Here is a 17,051-nt window from a genome sequence, read left to right as displayed (position 1 = left end):
TGTGACAACCATTGCGGGTTGAAACTGGAGTTTCGTCCTGGCGCAATCAGTTGGTGGTTCGGAACCCGCCGAACTGAAGGCGGCTCCGGACTAGAAAAGCTGGGCACCGAGATCGCACAGACTGTTCCACTTGACGGTGCTGACGAAGGTCCTGCGCGTCGCGTCGAGAGATTCGATCATCGCGCGCTGCCCACGCGCTTCTGCAGTCACGCGCACGATACGCGTGCGGTAGCGGAGCAGCCCCGCCCATCGATGTATCATCCGGGCATATTGCCGGGTTGAAAGGTGTGGGGACGCCGATAGTCGACTGGGGAAAAGGTACTGTTCCGGCCTCAGAACAGCCTTCTCAAGCCACGCGCTGACCGCCGACCGGGTCCCATTGCGCCTGCCGATACCGTCAGCGATACCGGCATTCCTTCCTGACACACAGCGGCTTCGCGATCGACGCCGGCGTCACAAAGGGCCGACGCCAATCGCACCTGAGGTATTACCCCGACTGAAGGAGTCGCAGCAAAGGGCCGAGCGATGTGGTGCGTAAGTATCTGGCGTTGCTCGATGAGAGCGACACTGATGGGCCAACCGTAGCAGCGTCGCCGGAACCTACAACACCACCAAGGAACATTTCGCTGATCAATCCTGCTGCGCGTTGGACCGCGGCGCCCGGTGGTTCCGTGTCCTATGCCTATTCGTCAAATTATCTGATCGATCTACAGACTGGATGTTAGTCAGAAAACTGCGAGTCCTATTGAATCCGGCCAATCCCCATTGTCATGTCACCTATGCGCGAAGCCGAGCCATCGGATTAGTCCCAAATTGACAAGGCGTGTTCATTACTAAGGCAGTGCACTCTCTTTCCACAAAATTATCAGAACTTGGTTGTCAGCCCGAATATGAGCGCAACCTGATTGGGTGTAGCCGAGCTCGATTCCAGATCCCCCACCGTCCCACCCGCCGATACGATGTGGTTACCATCTTCGCTGAAGGTAGTTCCGTGAGCGTGTGAATAGCCACCGATTGCGTAGAGCGTAGTGCGCTTGGACAGACTGTATTCCATCCCAGCGGCCACGTTATTGTAGGTCGCCGATGAACCGCCGGTTGACCTCGTGTAGGTGTATCCGATGTTTAACGCGACTGCCGGCGTCATCTGATAGTCCAGGGAGGCCGCACCAGTATTAAAGGTTTCTTTCCGGTTAAAAGCAGCAAAGCTCGCGTAAGGTTTCCATTGCGCATTGCTATAGCGCACGTTGGCAGTCAGTTTGTTCCAGACATACTGGACGGCAACGTGGGTTATCAAGCGCGAGCCGACAAACGGGTCGTCGCCAAATAACGGCGTAACCGAACTGTTCTGAGTCTGGTCCGCCGTACCGACACCGCCGGCGCCGTCGTTCTTGGCAAAGACATATCCCGCCGCCGCACTGAAGGCGCCGCGAGCATAGGCGATCGAAGCTGATGAGGACTCCTGTGATGATGCGTCCCCAGCTACGCCTCCCAAGCCGTACATCACCTCAAACTGTAGGCCAGCATACATCGGACTGGTGTACTTGACGGCATTTTGCAGGCGAAATGTATTGTCATTATTGTCGGCGTCTCCCGGAGTGGTAAACGCGGGACCATAGCTATCGGCCGTAAGAGGTTGAACCAGATCGACGGTCGTGTCCAACTGACGACCGACGGTGACTTTCCCGAAGACATCGCTGTTGACCCCAACCCATGCATTTTTGCCAAACAGGCGGCCACCTTGACTCAGTTTTCCCGTATTAATGTTAAACCCGTTCTCGAGGTTGAAAATTGCCTGAAAGCGATTACCCAGATCCTCCACTCCCTTCATACCCCACTGGTTGGCCGTCAGGTCAGCACCTTGCAACTCGACGAGGGAGGCATGCCCAGTGTTGTTGTAATAAGCAATCGCGTTATCAAGTTCACCGTAAAGCGTGATTCTGCTTTGCGCATGGGCAGCGGATGCAACAGCCAGCATGCCCAATGCGACGCTGCTGAAAATGGTTAACTTTTTCATCAAAAATCTCCTATTTATATAGTTATACTAATTACATTTCAGAAATAAGCGACAATAGCGAATTACTACTTATCCATGACGCCGGCAGCGCTTCCCTACTTGATTGGTTGGTCGCCTCGGTCCAAAGAAATGCGGTCAGACAGGTTCGTACACGTCAACCTTGTTGCTGGTGTCGAGATATATAAAGATGCGGTGGGTGGCCGGATCGACGGCCAATGTATGCGCGTTCCTTTCGGTCTTCAGATGATCGACCACCTGCTTCGCGTCGAGATCGACGACCTCAGCGCTTCCAATCTTGTCGCCAACGAAAACCCGGCGGGCCGCCACGTCTACCGCAATCTGATCGATATCGCCGCCCTCGAAAGGGATGCTGTCGACTAGCTTGCCGTCTGGGCTGACGATCAGTATTTTCTTGTCGCGGCTGCCGATAATCAGATGCCCTGCCTGACTGTCGTAAACCATGGGCTTGGCCGCTTTCCTGAGATGGAAATCCCATACTGCAACGACCTGACTGGAGTTCGGATCAATCACGTCGACAACATTGTCGACGGGTTGGTAAATGCGATCCAGACCCGGTACGTACAGGTTGACGTCCGGGCCATCTTTGGCGGGTTGAGGACGCAACTCAATGTTGCCAATGCGCGCGAATGGCGCTTCACCCTCGAATACTGTTTCGGTATTGCTATCGTCATTGGCAACAAAAACCCTGCCGTTTTGCGTGTCTATCGTCACGCCATCGGATTTTTTTCCTCCGGTATCGACGCTCGCAATCTGCTTCAAGGTGTTCTTGTCGATGACCACCAGTTTATTGGCGGTGGCGTCGGCAACGAACGCATACTTGTCGCCGACGGCGATACCGTTACCATCCTCGATGCCCCCGATCACAGCCTTGACGGCAAGCTTGTCTGCATCAATGACCACGACATTGTGCTCGGGCGACTGCACGATCCAGGCGGTACGAGTCTGGGGATCGAAAGTCACCCAATCGCCATGCCCCCCATTTCCTGGTAGATCGATTGTCTTGACAAGCTTGTAACGGGACTGAGCACTAGCCCAGGAAGCACTGGTCAGTGCAACTGCTCCTACGACGACCAGAACCGCAAGCTTCGAAATACGACGCATGATGTCTCCTGATTGTTTTCCATCTTAAATGGTCCTGCCGATCGCCCGGGTTCTCTCAAATCCGGAATCATCCTATGATTAGGATGCCTATTTTTATTGATTAGCCTTTACTACTTACCCAATGAAACGGCATCACTGAATTATTGCCGGTGCCGTGTCTGGCTGTGCGCAGCGTGTCGCCTCACTGTATGGGCACTTGCAGGTAGAGCGCTGACCATACTGCTTTCCAACTCGCATAGCCGCGAATTGGCTATTGAGCGCACGAGGCCATCGCGGATCTCAAGGCCTAAACCGTTCGAAGCACGAGGTGTTGTCCCTTCCTTCGGCTTCTTGCACTGCATTGACCTACGCCTCGAGGAGCGCTGGGCCTTTCATTCCTCAGAAGGCCCAGGCGTTCGCCACTCAGGGTGGCAAAGAAACATGCCCTGCTTTTATCAAAAGCCATGAAATCGAGTCTAGGTTGTCGAATGCCTAATGTCAACACTTTACTTTTAGACATCCCTGCTATTTCAAGCTCATCGCTGCTGTCGCCGTCAACTGTTCGACACCCATGTGCCGCGCCAGCACCGCATCACTCCGTCATCATTGCCGCACAGCCAGGTGATATGCCGGACGATCAGTCACTCTTCCCAGCCAGTCCACCAGGAACGGCCGTTCAGCGTAGGTCCCGAAAACATCAGAGAATTGCCCCGCCAAGTCGAACCAGCGCGCTGCAGCCAGCGCGACGCCTATATCCGCGACTGTAAAGCGCCGCTGTGCAAGAAAGAGCCGGTAGCTCAGCGCCTCATCCACAATTTGAAGCAGACGAGCGGCTTCCCGATGCGAGGTCTTGATCGCGTCGTAATTGCGCTCGGCTTCCGGCACCCGCGTGAGGCCCAGAAATGCGACCCGTAACGTCGCCCACAGTGCCCCCAGTTGCCAGTCCATCCAGCGCTCGACTTCAGCACGCGCCGCCGGATTGACCGGTAACAATGCCCCCGCCTCTCGTGATGACGCGAGATAGCGAACAATGGTGTTCGACTCCCACAACACAACGTCACCGTCAACGAGCGTCGGCACGAGGCCGTTCGGATTCAGCTCAAGGAACTCAGGGGTGTTCACCACGCCGAACTGCAGACCTGCGTCAATGCGCTGAAAATCACGCCCTTCACACAGACCGAGCTCTGCAAGACACCACATCACCTTCTGGACGTTGATCGAACTACGTCTGCCATAGAGTTCCATGGATATCTCCCGATCAAAACATCGCACCGAGACCGGCATGCACGAGTCCAGCCGCAAACAGCACGGCGAGCGGATTCATCCTGGGCCGCGCCACGAACACCACCAGCGCAATGGCCGCGAGGCCCCAGATCATCCACGTTGCGGACGACGAATGCAGCACCGAAAACGCACTCGCGAGAATCAGCCCGGTCGCGACAGGTGCAAGTCCGCGCTCGGCCGTTCGATGCCACCGGTGCTGATGGTGCCGCGTCCACGCAAGCGTCGCGCCATATGCAAGCACCGACGACGGAACGAAGAGCGCCAGCGAAGCGACGACCGCGCCAAGCCAGCCAGCCGCTTTCCAGCCGATCAGCGTAGTTAGCAGCGCGCCAGGTCCGGGTGCAGCCCGTGATATGGCAAACAGGTCGACAAACTCGGCCTGCGTCACCCAACCGTGAATCGCCACGGCCTGCTGGTTAATGTCGGCGACGATACTCTGGCCGCCGCCAAGCGACAGCAGTGAAAGCGGCACAAACACAACAATCAGTTGCAGATACAGGTTGTCGCGCATGCTAACCACCCCTCGAAGCAATGACCAAACCGATTGCGCAAGCAACGATCGCGATCGGCACGAGCGGCAAGCGCAGGACACCGACCGCGAGGAACACGGCCAGGATCAGCAGCAGTGGCCAGCGCTGGTCCGCAAGCAGCGCACGCGCAGTGCGAAACCCCACCGACGCCGTCATACCTACCGCGGCAGCAGCGATACCTTCAAGAAATCGGTGTAGCCACGCAAGCTGAGCAAACTCGTGGAATGTCGTCGCGAGCAGCACGATCACACCCATCGGCGGCACGAGTAGCGAGGTAACCGCCACTACGCTGCCAATTGCACCCCTCATCCGGTAGCCAACATAGATCGACAGATTGACCACGTTGGAACCGGGCAGGATCTGCCCGAGCGTGAGTGCGCCGAGGAACTCCTCCTCCTTCAGCCAACCTCGCTGTGTGACAACCTCGCGATAGATCCATGCAGACAGGCCGCCCCCGAAGCTCGTCAAGCCGACACGCGCAAACAGCAGCAGGATCTGCAGCAACGAGACATCGGTTGCATCACGTCTCACCACCGTTTGCATGTTGGTCTACCTTTGTTGTCCGGGATCTGGACGCAAACCGGGTGCACAGCGCGCCCGGGGTCAGTTCAATGCCGCTCGTTGGCGAGCCGATGCTCCGCTATCTGCTCCTCAGCTTCATGCAGCAGCTTTGTCGACCGTTTACGGCGGCTCCAGATCGACGCGATCACGCTAACTGCCGCGCAGCCAAGCAGGCCGGCCGCGATGGGACTGCGCACGAACGTGCCCGGATCCCCGCCCGAAATCGTCAGCGCCTGACGGAACGACTGTTCGAGCGTATGACCCAGAATCAGGCCAAAAAGCAACGGCGCCTTCGGAATGTCGAACTTGCGGAACGCATAACCGACGATGCCGAAAAAGAGCGCGAGGAACAGGTCGAACACATCAGTATTGAACGAGTAAACCCCGGCCGACGCGATCACGAGAATCACACAGAGAAGCACGCCAGGCGGCACATACAGAATGCGCGACAAAATTCCGACGAGTGGCAAATTGAGCACCAGCAGCATGATGTTGCCGATATACATGCTCGCTATCAGCCCCCACACAAGATCCGGCTGGGTATGAAACAGCATCGGCCCGGGCTGGATACCGTACATGATGAACGCACCCATGATCACCGCGGTCGCGCCGGAGCCAGGGACGCCTAGGGCCAGCAGATGCACGAACGCCCCACACGTATCCGCATTGGTTGCCGCCTCTGGCGCCGCGACGCCTTCGATCGCGCCGTGACCAAACTCCTCGGGATGCTTCGAGATTTTCTTCTCCAGCACATACGAGAGCATCGCCGCAAGCGTGCCGCCGAGGCCGGGCGCCGCACCGCAGATGAAACCGACAATCGAGCCGCGGAAGATCGCCGGACGAGCGCGGCGCCACTCATTGCGGGTGAACCACAGCTTGCCTTCCACCCGCACCGTATGCATCGTGCCGCCAAGCGTACCCTCAACCATCCGGCTCACCTCCGAGATTGCAAAGAGGCCCACGACCACGACCAGGAAGTTCACGCGGTCCTGCAACTGTGTCAAACCGAGCGTGAAGCGCGGTACACCGCTTTGCAGATCAATGCCGACTGTCGCCAGGCCGAGGCCCATGAACACAGCCATCATGCCTTTGGCTAGTGAATCGCCAGTCAGCGCGCCAACTGTCGAGAGTGCAAAACAGATTAGCGCGAAGTATTCTGCGGGACCAAAATGCAACGCGACGGCCGCGAGCGGCGCGGCAACGAACGAAAGTGCGGTCACGCCCATCATCCCCGCGATGAACGAACTGACCGCCGCAATCGCCAGCGTCGCGGCCGCACGGCCCTTTCTCGCGAGCGGATAGCCGTCAAGCACGGTCATCACCGCGGCCGCGTCGCCGGGTGTGTTTAACAGAATGGCCGTGACCGCGCCGCCATACATGCAGCCGTAGTAAATGCCTGTGAGCATCATCAGCGCGGAGATCGGGTCCATGCCGAAGGTAACCGGAATCAGCAGCGCGATGCCGGCCGACGGGCCGATGCCCGGCAGATGGCTGATCATCGTACCGATGAACACGCCGATGAGCGTGTAGAGAAGATGCATGGGCGTCGCAGCGACCGCGAGTCCTTGCAAAATGCCGTGCAAGCTGTCCATGATGCGAGCGCCTCAGAAAGGGAGGAAGCCCGTCGGCATCGGAACACCGAGAAGCTGGGAGAACAGCAGATCAAAGAACACCGTGACACCCAGCGCGATCGTGAGATTCGTCTTGAGGCGGTTGCGATTGAAATAGATGAGCAGGCCGAACAGAAAGACCGAAGTAGCAAACAGATATCCCGCACGCTCGAAAGCCAGGTAGTAGAGCGCCGTCCATGCCACCATTCCGATCAGGATGAGAGGATGGTTTTTCGATTCATGCGCCTCATCTGCGAGCGGTACTTCGGCAACCGCTCCCGCGGCCGGTTTTGCAGGCGTATCGGTATGCGCATGCGAGCGGTTCCTGCTACGCCCCTCAAGCAGCAACACGAGTGCCGACGCGATCAGCCCCACACCGACGAGTGCCGGAAACACCTTCGGGCCGAGCGGGTCGCTCAATCTGACTTCCGGCAATCGCATGTCCATGTAAAGATAGGCGGCGGCCAGCGTGATCACGCAGAATGCGAGCCACACATCTCCCTTGATGCTTTTCATGTCTCCTCCGGTTCGACCCCGGCACGACCACCAGAAAGGCAGTCGCCGCGGGTTCGTATAGCAAGCGAGATCGCGCAAGCCGCTGCGGATTACCTGTCCTCCGCTGCGTACCGCCAACACTATTCGCGTCTTATGTCTGGCGCTTCACTTTTCGTTGTAGCGACCAGGCTTCACGACTTCGGCGATCGTGCCGTCCGGCGCACGGAACTTGAGCGCACCCTCGCCCTTCGCGGACAGGATCTCACCGCCGTATTGCTTGATCCGCTCAGCAGCAGCCTCCTGGTCGTCGACTGTGACGCCCCAGTGATGCAACCGCGGACCGGCTCCGGCCAGTTGCGCTTCATGCGAATCTTCGCTGTCGTACTTCATCAGGGTGAAGTCAATGTGGCCGTCGGTCATGTGGCGCGATATGTGTTCGCGATTACGCCCAGTCTTCACTTCCGTGAAGCCGAACACTTCCGTGTAGAAACGTGTGGCCGCCTCGAGGTCATCGACCTTGACTGCGAGGTGAACGATGCGTGACATATGGTTCTCCATGTCGGTAAGTGCTACGGGTTAAAGAAAAGCACGTTATCTAGCGAGACCTAGATCGGTCAGCAACGGGCTGAGGCGATCACGCTCGCCGTGAAGAAAAGCACGTGTCTGCGTGCTGTTCTCATAGTCTGCAGTCCATAAATTACGCTTGACGGCCACCGCCCATAGCGGCGACGCAGTCGCTTTCTGCAGGACGTTATCCCACCAGGCGATCTCCGCGGGCGTCATGTTCTTCGGACCGACGACTACGCGCCACGTCGTGAAGTCGACGTTCGCGCCCTGCTCCTTCCAGGTCGGCACCATCGCCAGCGCGCCGTCTTCCCGTTTGTCGCCGGAGATTGCAATCAGGCGCACTCGGCCCGCCTGGCTCGGCCCGAGCACGACGCCAGCCGGAGTCGCGGAGACGGTGACGTGCCCGCCCATCAGCGCAGTCATTGCCTCGCCACCCGAGTCGAAGAACACGACTTTCATCTTCTTCGGATCCTGACCCACGCTCTTGACGACAAGCGCCGCCGCATCGTGGCTCTGGCCACCGGGAGAACTCGACACCCCCATCGTGACCGACGAGGGGTCCTTCTTCAGCATCTGGATCAGATCCGCGCCTGACTTGATCGGCGAATCGCCGGGCGCTGAGAACACCACCTGCTCCGTGACCAACACGGCCAGCGGCGTTACATCGTCGATGCCGACGGTGCTCAGTCCGGTGATGCGGTTCGTGATCAGGGGCAGTGCCTGGACGGTGACGTAATGGCCGTCGCCTTCGTGTGAATTGATGTAAGCGATGCTGACCGTGCCGCCGCCACCCGGTCGGTTCATGACGGTTACCGGTTTACTCGACAGCTTTTCCTGCTGGATGACACTCTGAAGCGTGCGGGCTACGAGATCTAGTCCGCCGCCTGGCGCGCTTGGCACGACAATCTCAATCGGTCGATGCGGTTGCCACGCGTCAGCCGCGCGGACGTGTGCGGCATAGATTGAGATCAGCGCAGCGCAGACCCCCAACATGACGCCAGCTCTTCCAAGTCTCCTTCTCATTACATCGTCTCCTGTTTTTTGGCGTTCAGTAGTCGTTTAGAAATTGAATCTGTCGAACGTACTGGTAGCGAAAAGCCGCTCCATCGGCACTGCCTCCTGAATCAGACCGTCGCTTCTTGCGTAACGCTGCAACGTATCGAGATCAGCGCGATTCTCCTTCACGCCGTAACGCCAGTAGTCGTCACCCATCACCGATTTCACACGCTCGAATTCGGAAGTGATCCAGGGATGCATGACGCGCAACGTGTCGGTGACCGCAAGTTCAGCCAACGCCAGGTCCCGTGACTTCCTGAACGCCGCGTATACGTTGACCGGCAGCCAAGGGTGCTGCTCAACAAGCGTCCGGCGGATGCCGAGCATGTGCATGGGTGGAAAAAGACCCGTCTTGCCGAACCACGCCTCCTCGTCGCTCCTGAAGTCTGGAAAGAGCCGTCGTACACGTTCGTTGCGACCGAAGCACGACGGCGGCTTCGGCGCGATGACGGCATCGATATCGCCGGCGTCAAGCATTCTCGAGAGCGTCTGTTCCGCGCCGATAGGCTCGATGCGGATATCTCCCGGCAGGCTGTACGGCACCCGTGCCTCACGCCCCGCCTGCTCGAGCCCACCGACAACCCAACTCACGTCACGAGTATCAACGCCGTATTCGTCACCGAGCATGCCGCGCACCCAGATTCCCGCAGTCTGCTGAAAATCGGGTACACCGACGCGACAGCCCTTGAGCGCTTGCGGAAAATCGATACCACGATCCGTGCGCACGTAGATCGCGGAATGCCGGAACGATCTCGACAAAAACACTGGCACACCGATATAGCCACTCTCGTCGCGCGCCGTAGTCAATAGATGTGTGCCGAGCGATAATTCCGAGATGTCGAATTCGGCGTGACGAAACGCGCGCTGAAAAATCTCCTCGGCGGGGCCACTCATAAAATTGATCTTGCAACCTTCGATCACGACCTTTCCGTCAAGCAGAGCGCGCGTTCGATCGGTAACCTGGCAAGCCAGTGACAGTTCAATCATAGGAAAAATTGCCGTAGGTTGATGTGAAACCCAAGCACAGCCGTCAAAGTGCTTTTGCACTACTACCAATATGGAGTGCAAATTAATTCACTTGTACTTGACCGTTGCTCGAGCAGCCATAGATATCCGTCAGGTCCCGTGAATCACTATCGGCTTGCGCCGCTCCACTTCGTCAAGGGGTTGCGTTACTGGTTTCCTGGCGATCCCCATCCGCTCCGGCCGTCGCCATCCCGTCCAGCGCCATAAGCATCCGCTCCTTGCCTTTCGACACGTGACTGAAGCTCGTTTCGTAGCCAAGGCTTGCATTCCCCGACTTCAAGGCACTGACGATCTCGCGATGCTCTTCGTTCGACTGCAACAGCGCACCGCGCTGAACCAGTCCGTGCACGCGGAACAGATGAAATTCCTTGACGAAGCCGCGATAGAGCTTCGTCAGCCGCGAATTGCCGGTCGACCGCACCATGTAATCATGGAACTCCAGATTCAACGGATCAAAGCGCGAGAAGTCGCCTTTTTCTGCGGCTTCCTGCATCTGGTCGACATACGCATCGAGTTGATTTGCCATTTCTTGCGTCAGGATCGGCGCGAGTAGCGATGCTGCCAATGCGGTAAGCCCCGCGCGCAGATCGTAGACTTCGATCGCGTCGTCGCGTGTTACGCGCTGGATGAATACGCCTCGTTGCGGGATCAGGTATACGAGTCCTAGTTCGGCTAGCGAACGACACGCTTCCCGCACAGGACCGCGACTCACGGAAAGCTTGTCGGCGACAGCCTTTTCGTTCAGCCGCTGCCCAGGCTTGAGCTCACCGCTCAGGATCATTCGCTCGATCTCGTGCTGTACAACACCAGTCAAGGTGTTCGCCCGAAAGTCAGCCAGAGAGACGGTAGCAGGGTTGTGATCAGTTTCCATGAAATGCAGTCTAGGGAGCCCTATCCAAAATGTCAACATTTTATTTTTTTCATTCCACTACCGCCGAGACTCGCTTGGCAGTCCGGAAGGCGAGGTTCGGCGTCTCTGTTGCTTCATTGCCCTAGTCAGACGACCATCGAGGCTCTGGTACAAATAGCCGGTTCGGCCGAGATTCTTTTATGAATTTGGAGACCGTAGAGATTGCAGTGGACGGCGCTCCAGACAAACGGCGCTGCGGTGTCGTTCCTGCACGGTTCGGAACCACCACCGTACCTGAAGGCTCATTTCGGTGCTCACCCTCCCGAGCGTCCGGGTCTGGAAGTGTGTGGCACCCATACAATGCTTGAGCGTGCCGAAGACGTGTTCAACTGTGCTTCTTCGGATGGTCATTGCATCAGACTTCCGGTCGAGTCGACTCTGCATGACTTCCAGTACATATTCGTGCTCCCATCGTCGGATGCGGCGATAGTCGCTGGGCGAACATCGCTCCTTGCGATGGCAACGCGGGCAGCACGCAAATGTAACCTGTGGTCAGCGCCAAAGAGCGCGGGCTATGCCTCAGAAAGCCATTCCATGAGAACCAATTTGGTTCCGCCACGCCATTCCGGCAGGCCGACGACCCCATCAATGCCGCCCCACACTTCGCTTGAAGCGTGATCTAGTACGATGAGTTGGGGATTCCCCTTTTCGCCCTGCACGACGCGAGCCTCCTTTGATCTGCCCGTCAACGCTCGCTTGCGAATCTGCACTGCGCGCAGACGCTCGGTCGCATTCCCAACATCTGTCATGACGCGCTGTAACTCTCGATCGAACGCTGCCGGTACTTCTCTGTCTTTATCTGCGCCCGCTGCGAATTACAACATCAAGAAGTTTCCGGACAAATATCAGGCGGTGTTCTACTACAACCTCTCATCATACGGAATCGGCTTTGGCGTCGACGACAACGGCAAGCGGCTCGCTCGTGCGTTCCAGCAAGCCCTGATCAAGTTGCAGAAGCAAGCGTTTTTCAAAAGTGTGATGCAAAAGTGGGGGCTGCCCGCGAAGGACGGACGCCCCACGTTCCCCGTCAACGATCCGCAGATGTGAAGCCTCTGGCTGGCAGCGAGACCACCTGCACCCCGTGAAAGGAATACCTCCCCTTAACCTGACGAGCCTGCCGTGATGTCACGGCGGTCGAAACTGTCCGTCATGGAACCGCGTCCGGTGGGATCCAATAATTTTGCGTATACACATGCGTATATGTAGCGAAAAGAAATAAAATTTTATTAATTTAAATCAAACACTTAAGCATCGTATTCGAGTCCTCTCCTGGCACCAACAGTTGTTCCGGCGTAAGCCGAAGTAGTCCGAGAAACCCCGTAAGATCAACGTCTTACGGGGTTTTTTGTTCTCTACAGATCCCTTGCGTTCCACTGACATCAACGATTTTTGCGTATGCACGGAATCGAAGCGCCCGTCTCGCAGCTTTCGCGCACTCGATTTAGTAGTCGTGCCGATGTGGAACCAGCATTGATGCTCGACCACACACGTACGCTCTCCGCGGCAGTCTCCTCCTTTAAGGCATCGGCGATTGATTGAAATGCGTCAATCCTGGTAACCGCCCGGCCGTCAGACGGTGCAAGTCACCCGTTTGTGGCGGTACGTTGCGGCGGCATCGTGTAGAAGGCATGCATGGCGTGCCAGATACGGTGGCGGTTGATGCCAAGCACCGCAACGTGGGCGACGCCCTTGATCTCACAGAACTGTTTGTCTTTGTTCGGCAGTTGCGAGAAGAAATCGAGTAATTCAGCATCCGTCGCGTTGCCATCGTGTTCGGCTCTCGTCATGCAAACGGAACACTGAAGCTTTTTGGGGTCGACCATCGGCATGTGGATCGCCATGTCGACATAGGTTCCGTTCGGCGTCCGGTTCACCAGCTTCAGCTCGTAGTCACCCAAGGCTTTCGGTATTGCCGGGTCGACTGTCGACGGATCATCGCGCGAAAAAATGGCGTCGAAGCTCGCTTGCGAGGTCGGCCGGAAGTTGCTGGCCGTAAGCTTCGCAATGTTCGCACGCCGCTTCATGATCTCGGGCGCGCCCTCGCCGGTATAGGTGAACGCATCGAGCACCATGCGGTCGACCCGCTCCGGCTCTTCCATTGCAAAGACACCGAGACGGATCGAGCCAGACGACTGGCCGTAGAACATGACCTTCTTCTGTCCGGTAACTTGCTCGACAACCGGCAGCGCGGCTTTCAAATCATCGACGCCAGATCTGATATCTGAGTTCGATTCGGTCTTGGAGGAGCGGCCATAATTCTCGTGATCCATGGTCCAGACGTCAAAGCCGTATCTTGCGAACTCGTCCATGAACGAGTAGTTCGGCAATCCGGGGACCTGCAGGTCGAAACCGCCCCGCCCCGAGAACGACGAGCCATGCACCAGGAACAATACCGGCTTCGGGCCCGCATCTGCGTTTGCGCCGTCTGCGAGACGCTTGCGGTACAGGTATAGTTTCACCGCGCCTTTTTGCGCCCAGTGATCTTCGGCAATGGTCTGCATGGTGGCAGCGCTGGCGCTTACCGGCATCACAGTCGTCGTGATCAACGTCACTGCTGCGCCTTGCAAAAAACGACGTCGCTGCAAGGCGTTCTGCTTTTCGGTCACATTGTTCATATCATTCATTCTGATTTCCCATGACTGTCCAACAATATTGAAGGTTCTCTGGTATTGCCGATTGATGGAATGAGCAATCAACTGCCAAGTCGAACCGACACACTCACAAAGCAGGACACACAGCGCTCCGATCCATCACGCCAACGCCGGCCCGTCGATCAGGCTGCCGCTCAGGTCAATTTCCCCGGGAGTGGCTTCGCCCTATTCCCGCGCGACACCTGCCGCTAGGTAGTGACCTGACGAATCACATTTCGGATCATGCCGATCCGATCGATTTCGGTTTCCATCACATCGCCAGGTTTGAGGAACTCCGGCGGGTTACGAGCGGCGCCGATGCCTGATGGTGTCCCCGTTGCAATGATGTCGCCGGGCTCGAGCGTCAGACCCAGAGACAGCTCTTCGATGATGCGCGGCACCTTGAAATACATCTGGCTGGTATTGATTTGCTGCTTCACCACACCGTTCACGCGCGTCGTCAGTTGCAGGTTGGTGTAGTCGATGTCGCTGGCGGGAATGATCCAGGGGCCAATCGGGCCGTGACCGTCCAGGCTCTTGCCCTTGAACCATTGGCCGCCATGATCGACCTGCATGTCCCGCGCAGTCGTGTCGTTGATTACGGCATAGCCGAACACATACTGCATCGCGTCGGCTTCCGCGATGTTATGGCCACGCTTGCCAATAATGACCGCCAATTCGCCCTCCCAATCGATCTTCACGGACACCGATGGATTAAAGGGGATGGGGTCAAAGGGACCGTTGATGGTATGCGTGCCCTTGGTAAAGAACACCGGGTGTTTCGGCAGAGCTGCCTGCTTCGCGGTCAGACTCTCGCCAAAATGCTCCAGATAGTTCCAGCCGACAGCGTAGACGTTGCGGGCAGGCACCGGGATCGGCGCGAGTAGCCGCACGCCGTCAAGTGACGCATGCGCTCGCCCGGAGGCCGCGCATCGACGCGCCTGCGCGACGGCATCGGGCCCGGCGGCTATCAACGAGACCATGCTCGCCGGGTCGAAGGCCAGCGTCATACCTAACTCACGAGCAGTCGCGCCAACGTCGATTACCATGCCCTGCGCCGTCACCACTCCAAGGCGCGGCGCTTCTGCGGCAGCATGTTGATAGGTCACCAGCCGCAACGCATCGCCAGCCTGTCCCGAGTCCGCGGGAACCTTGATTGCTGCAGGAGTCGCTCCAGCCCAAGTGGTTACCGCCGAACTGAGGGCGAACCCCGTGCCTATTTTAAGGAGAGTGCGACGCGATTTGTCCAAGATCGTTCCTTTGGAGTAGTAGGCCTGAATAACAGTGCGTGGCAAGCCTGGCAACGTAGGGTCAACGCGGTCAGCTTCCAGCTAGTTCGCCTGTGAAACAGCGTCGAATCCATTCGCTTTCAATGACGCCTGCACTGCCGGTCCGGTGAGATAAGAGAGCAGCTTTTTTGCCAACGCCGGTGACCCGCTGTTGGCGCCGATACCCACTGCGTAGGTCGTCTTGAGCTGCAGGTCCTCTGGAATAGGCCCGACGAGTGTGACGCCATGAACGGGCTTGATTTCGCTGATCTGCCCCAGTCCGACGGATACTTCGCCCCGCGCCATGGCCTCCATAGCCGTTTGTCCTTCGGCGTAGTACTTGATCTTGGCGTCTACCCGGTCACCGATCCCAAGGCGGTCAATCAGTTTGGCGAGATAGATGCCCGACGTCGCTCCGGTTGCCGGGTCGGCCATGCCGATCGATGGAGCGTCGAGCAAGACCTGCGCGAACGCCTGGTCATCCCCGATCGAGGGCACAGCGGTGCCGGTCTTGACCGCCATACCGAGTCGCACGCGAGCGAGGTCTTTTTCCGACCCCTCCTGCACCAGATGACGCTCGACCAGATTGGCGAGCGGCGTGGGAGGAACAATGACGAGATCGAAAGCTTCGCCCGACACTGCCCGATCGTGCACCTGGCCTGCGGTGCCATAGATCAATCGGACATGGTCGCCACTCGCCGCAAAGTATTGCTCTGGCAGTTTCTCAAGAGCGCCCTTCAGCGCGGCCGCCGAAAAAACTACCAGATCCGCTGCGTGAGCCGGCTGAACCCCCGCGAGCAGCACGCCGATCAAAAATCCCGCTTTGACTTTCACGAGAACTGTCCTCACGATTAGCCTCATTGAGTACTGTAGACGCCGATGCAACCACCGCACGGACCACCTGTCTTAGGAAGCGGTACAAACACGTGTCCATTCACGTCGCTCGCGGCAACCGAGTGGGCATTACCGCCCGTCGGGATGCTCTGCAAGAGCGTGTTGGTCCTGGCGTCGATCACGCCCAGAACCGGACCATTCGGCATCTGCCGGCCGCTAATGTAGTACTGCCCGTTTTTGGCGCTATAAGCCACTTCGTCAGCTGCGCCCATATCGGGGACCGAGGCGACAACTGCCCCGCTATCTCCGTTGACGATCAGCGTAACCGGCTTGAGCGTCGATTTCTTGCCGCCGGCGTTGCAGCCGATCACCAGATTCTTTCCCGGCCCGCGTGCCAGCCCGGCAGGTGTGCAGTCGGAAACCTTCAAGACATTCGTGACTTCGCCCTTGAGCGGATCGATCATGGCGATTCCGCCCGTTGACTTGTCGCCCTTGATCTCTGGAACCGTCATCAGGAAGATGCTTTTCGGTGCGTAATAGATCGGCTGCTCGATTCCGTCGGTCGCGTCATTGAAGACGATCTTTTTGAGGATCTTATGTCCCGGTTTGGTCGAGATCAACGTCACGAAAGGAGGATCATCCGCATCGTTGGTGACGATAAAGATATGGTGCCTGGGATCGTATGCCATCTCGTCAGCGCGGTTTTTCCCGCCCGTCTTGATCGTATCGACGATTGTCTGGGACTTGAGGTCGATGACCTTGACCGAGCTATCCCCATCGCCGGCCCAGGCTTCTTTGCCAATGACCAGGACGCCGTTAGGCCCTGCCGTATCGTTGTCCTTGTCGAAGCCGACAAAACCGGGGATCTGGCCAACTACCTTGTCTGTGGCTCCGTCAACAATATCAACGGCCTTGTTGCTTCGGTCGGCCAGGTAATACCGATTTGTCTTCTGGTCGACATAACTGATGTCGAACGAATCCAGGGGTGCGCCCGGAACCTGCACTTTGGAAATCATCTTGAGTTCAGCAGCGCCGACATGGCCGGTCAGGACACAAGAAAACACGCTGCCGAGCAGCGCGAGCGACTTTAGCTTGTATGACATCGTCTCGATCCTTTTTGTGTTACTGCCATTACTTGTTTAAGATTTAACAGCCGACTTTTTTT

Annotated in this window: 17 protein-coding genes and 2 pseudogenes; 1 reads left to right on the top strand and 18 read right to left on the bottom strand. The window is 57.6% G+C overall.

Annotated features, from left to right (window positions below; translation table 11 throughout):
* Positions 1-90: 90 nt before the first annotated feature.
* The 14 genes and pseudogenes from M0D66_RS26380 to M0D66_RS26310 form a co-directional block, all read right to left on the bottom strand.
* A complete protein-coding gene (locus tag M0D66_RS26380; RefSeq protein WP_266212075.1) occupies positions 91-261 on the bottom strand; it encodes a hypothetical protein in 171 nt (56 codons plus the stop codon).
* Positions 247-375: pseudogene (locus M0D66_RS26375) on the bottom strand (integrase); the annotation flags it as partial. The pseudogene M0D66_RS26375 and the gene M0D66_RS26380, both read right to left, overlap by 15 nt.
* A gap of 490 nt (positions 376-865) precedes the next feature.
* The gene (locus M0D66_RS26365; RefSeq protein ID WP_266211988.1) at positions 866-2,014 is read right to left on the bottom strand and encodes a porin; all 1,149 of its coding nucleotides are present in this window, start codon (positions 2,012-2,014) and stop codon (positions 866-868) included.
* Positions 2,015-2,149: 135 nt separating this feature from the next.
* Positions 2,150-3,136: a YncE family protein gene (locus tag M0D66_RS26360; protein ID WP_266211987.1), complete on the bottom strand. Its 987-nt coding sequence runs from the start codon at positions 3,134-3,136 to the stop codon at positions 2,150-2,152.
* Between the two features lie 582 nt (positions 3,137-3,718).
* Positions 3,719-4,360 carry a glutathione S-transferase family protein gene (locus M0D66_RS26355; RefSeq protein ID WP_266211986.1) on the bottom strand — a complete coding sequence of 214 codons (642 nt, stop codon included), beginning with the start codon at positions 4,358-4,360 and terminating at the stop codon, positions 3,719-3,721.
* A 13-nt stretch (positions 4,361-4,373) separates the two neighbouring features.
* Entirely contained in the window at positions 4,374-4,910 is a 537-nt protein-coding gene (locus M0D66_RS26350; protein ID WP_266211985.1) for a chromate transporter, read from the bottom strand.
* Position 4,911: 1 nt separating this feature from the next.
* Positions 4,912-5,460, bottom strand: coding sequence for a chromate transporter (locus tag M0D66_RS26345; protein WP_266211984.1), 549 nt, complete (start codon positions 5,458-5,460; stop codon positions 4,912-4,914).
* 77 nt (positions 5,461-5,537) lie between these two features.
* Positions 5,538-7,082 (bottom strand): tripartite tricarboxylate transporter permease, encoded by a 1,545-nt coding sequence (locus tag M0D66_RS26340; RefSeq protein ID WP_266211983.1) that lies wholly within the window; start codon positions 7,080-7,082, stop codon positions 5,538-5,540.
* A 12-nt stretch (positions 7,083-7,094) separates the two neighbouring features.
* A complete protein-coding gene (locus M0D66_RS26335) occupies positions 7,095-7,616 on the bottom strand; it encodes a tripartite tricarboxylate transporter TctB family protein (protein WP_266211982.1) in 522 nt (173 codons plus the stop codon).
* A 144-nt stretch (positions 7,617-7,760) separates the two neighbouring features.
* On the bottom strand, positions 7,761-8,141 hold the full coding sequence (locus tag M0D66_RS26330; protein WP_266211981.1) for a VOC family protein: 381 nt from the start codon (positions 8,139-8,141) through the stop codon (positions 7,761-7,763).
* A gap of 45 nt (positions 8,142-8,186) precedes the next feature.
* Positions 8,187-9,155 (bottom strand): tripartite tricarboxylate transporter substrate binding protein, encoded by a 969-nt coding sequence (locus tag M0D66_RS26325; RefSeq protein WP_266211980.1) that lies wholly within the window; start codon positions 9,153-9,155, stop codon positions 8,187-8,189.
* Between the two features lie 66 nt (positions 9,156-9,221).
* Positions 9,222-10,205, bottom strand: coding sequence for an ABC transporter substrate-binding protein (locus M0D66_RS26320; protein ID WP_266211979.1), 984 nt, complete (start codon positions 10,203-10,205; stop codon positions 9,222-9,224).
* A 172-nt stretch (positions 10,206-10,377) separates the two neighbouring features.
* Complete coding sequence (locus M0D66_RS26315) at positions 10,378-11,115, bottom strand: GntR family transcriptional regulator (protein WP_266211978.1); 738 nt, start codon at positions 11,113-11,115, stop codon at positions 10,378-10,380.
* A gap of 270 nt (positions 11,116-11,385) precedes the next feature.
* A pseudogene (locus M0D66_RS26310) lies at positions 11,386-11,625 on the bottom strand (transposase); the annotation flags it as partial.
* 156 nt (positions 11,626-11,781) lie between these two features.
* Between M0D66_RS26310 and M0D66_RS26305 the strand changes: the two are divergent.
* Positions 11,782-12,201, top strand: coding sequence for a hypothetical protein (locus M0D66_RS26305; protein WP_266211977.1), 420 nt, complete (start codon positions 11,782-11,784; stop codon positions 12,199-12,201).
* Positions 12,202-12,737: 536 nt separating this feature from the next.
* Here M0D66_RS26305 and M0D66_RS26300 read toward each other — a convergent pair.
* The 4 genes from M0D66_RS26300 to M0D66_RS26285 form a co-directional block, all read right to left on the bottom strand.
* Positions 12,738-13,850 (bottom strand): alpha/beta fold hydrolase, encoded by a 1,113-nt coding sequence (locus tag M0D66_RS26300; protein ID WP_266211976.1) that lies wholly within the window; start codon positions 13,848-13,850, stop codon positions 12,738-12,740.
* A gap of 143 nt (positions 13,851-13,993) precedes the next feature.
* On the bottom strand, positions 13,994-15,034 hold the full coding sequence (locus tag M0D66_RS26295) for a fumarylacetoacetate hydrolase family protein (protein WP_266211975.1): 1,041 nt from the start codon (positions 15,032-15,034) through the stop codon (positions 13,994-13,996).
* 81 nt (positions 15,035-15,115) lie between these two features.
* A complete protein-coding gene (locus tag M0D66_RS26290) occupies positions 15,116-15,886 on the bottom strand; it encodes a substrate-binding domain-containing protein (RefSeq protein WP_266211974.1) in 771 nt (256 codons plus the stop codon).
* Between the two features lie 23 nt (positions 15,887-15,909).
* Entirely contained in the window at positions 15,910-16,989 is a 1,080-nt protein-coding gene (locus M0D66_RS26285) for a YncE family protein (protein WP_266211973.1), read from the bottom strand.
* Positions 16,990-17,051: the final 62 nt, after the last annotated feature.

Source organism: Paraburkholderia sp. SECH2 (assembly GCF_030464795.1).
In the GTDB taxonomy this organism is placed as follows: domain Bacteria; phylum Pseudomonadota; class Gammaproteobacteria; order Burkholderiales; family Burkholderiaceae; genus Paraburkholderia; species Paraburkholderia aspalathi.
Note: the sequence above shows the minus strand (reverse complement) of the source record. Positions and strands in the feature narration are given on the sequence as shown.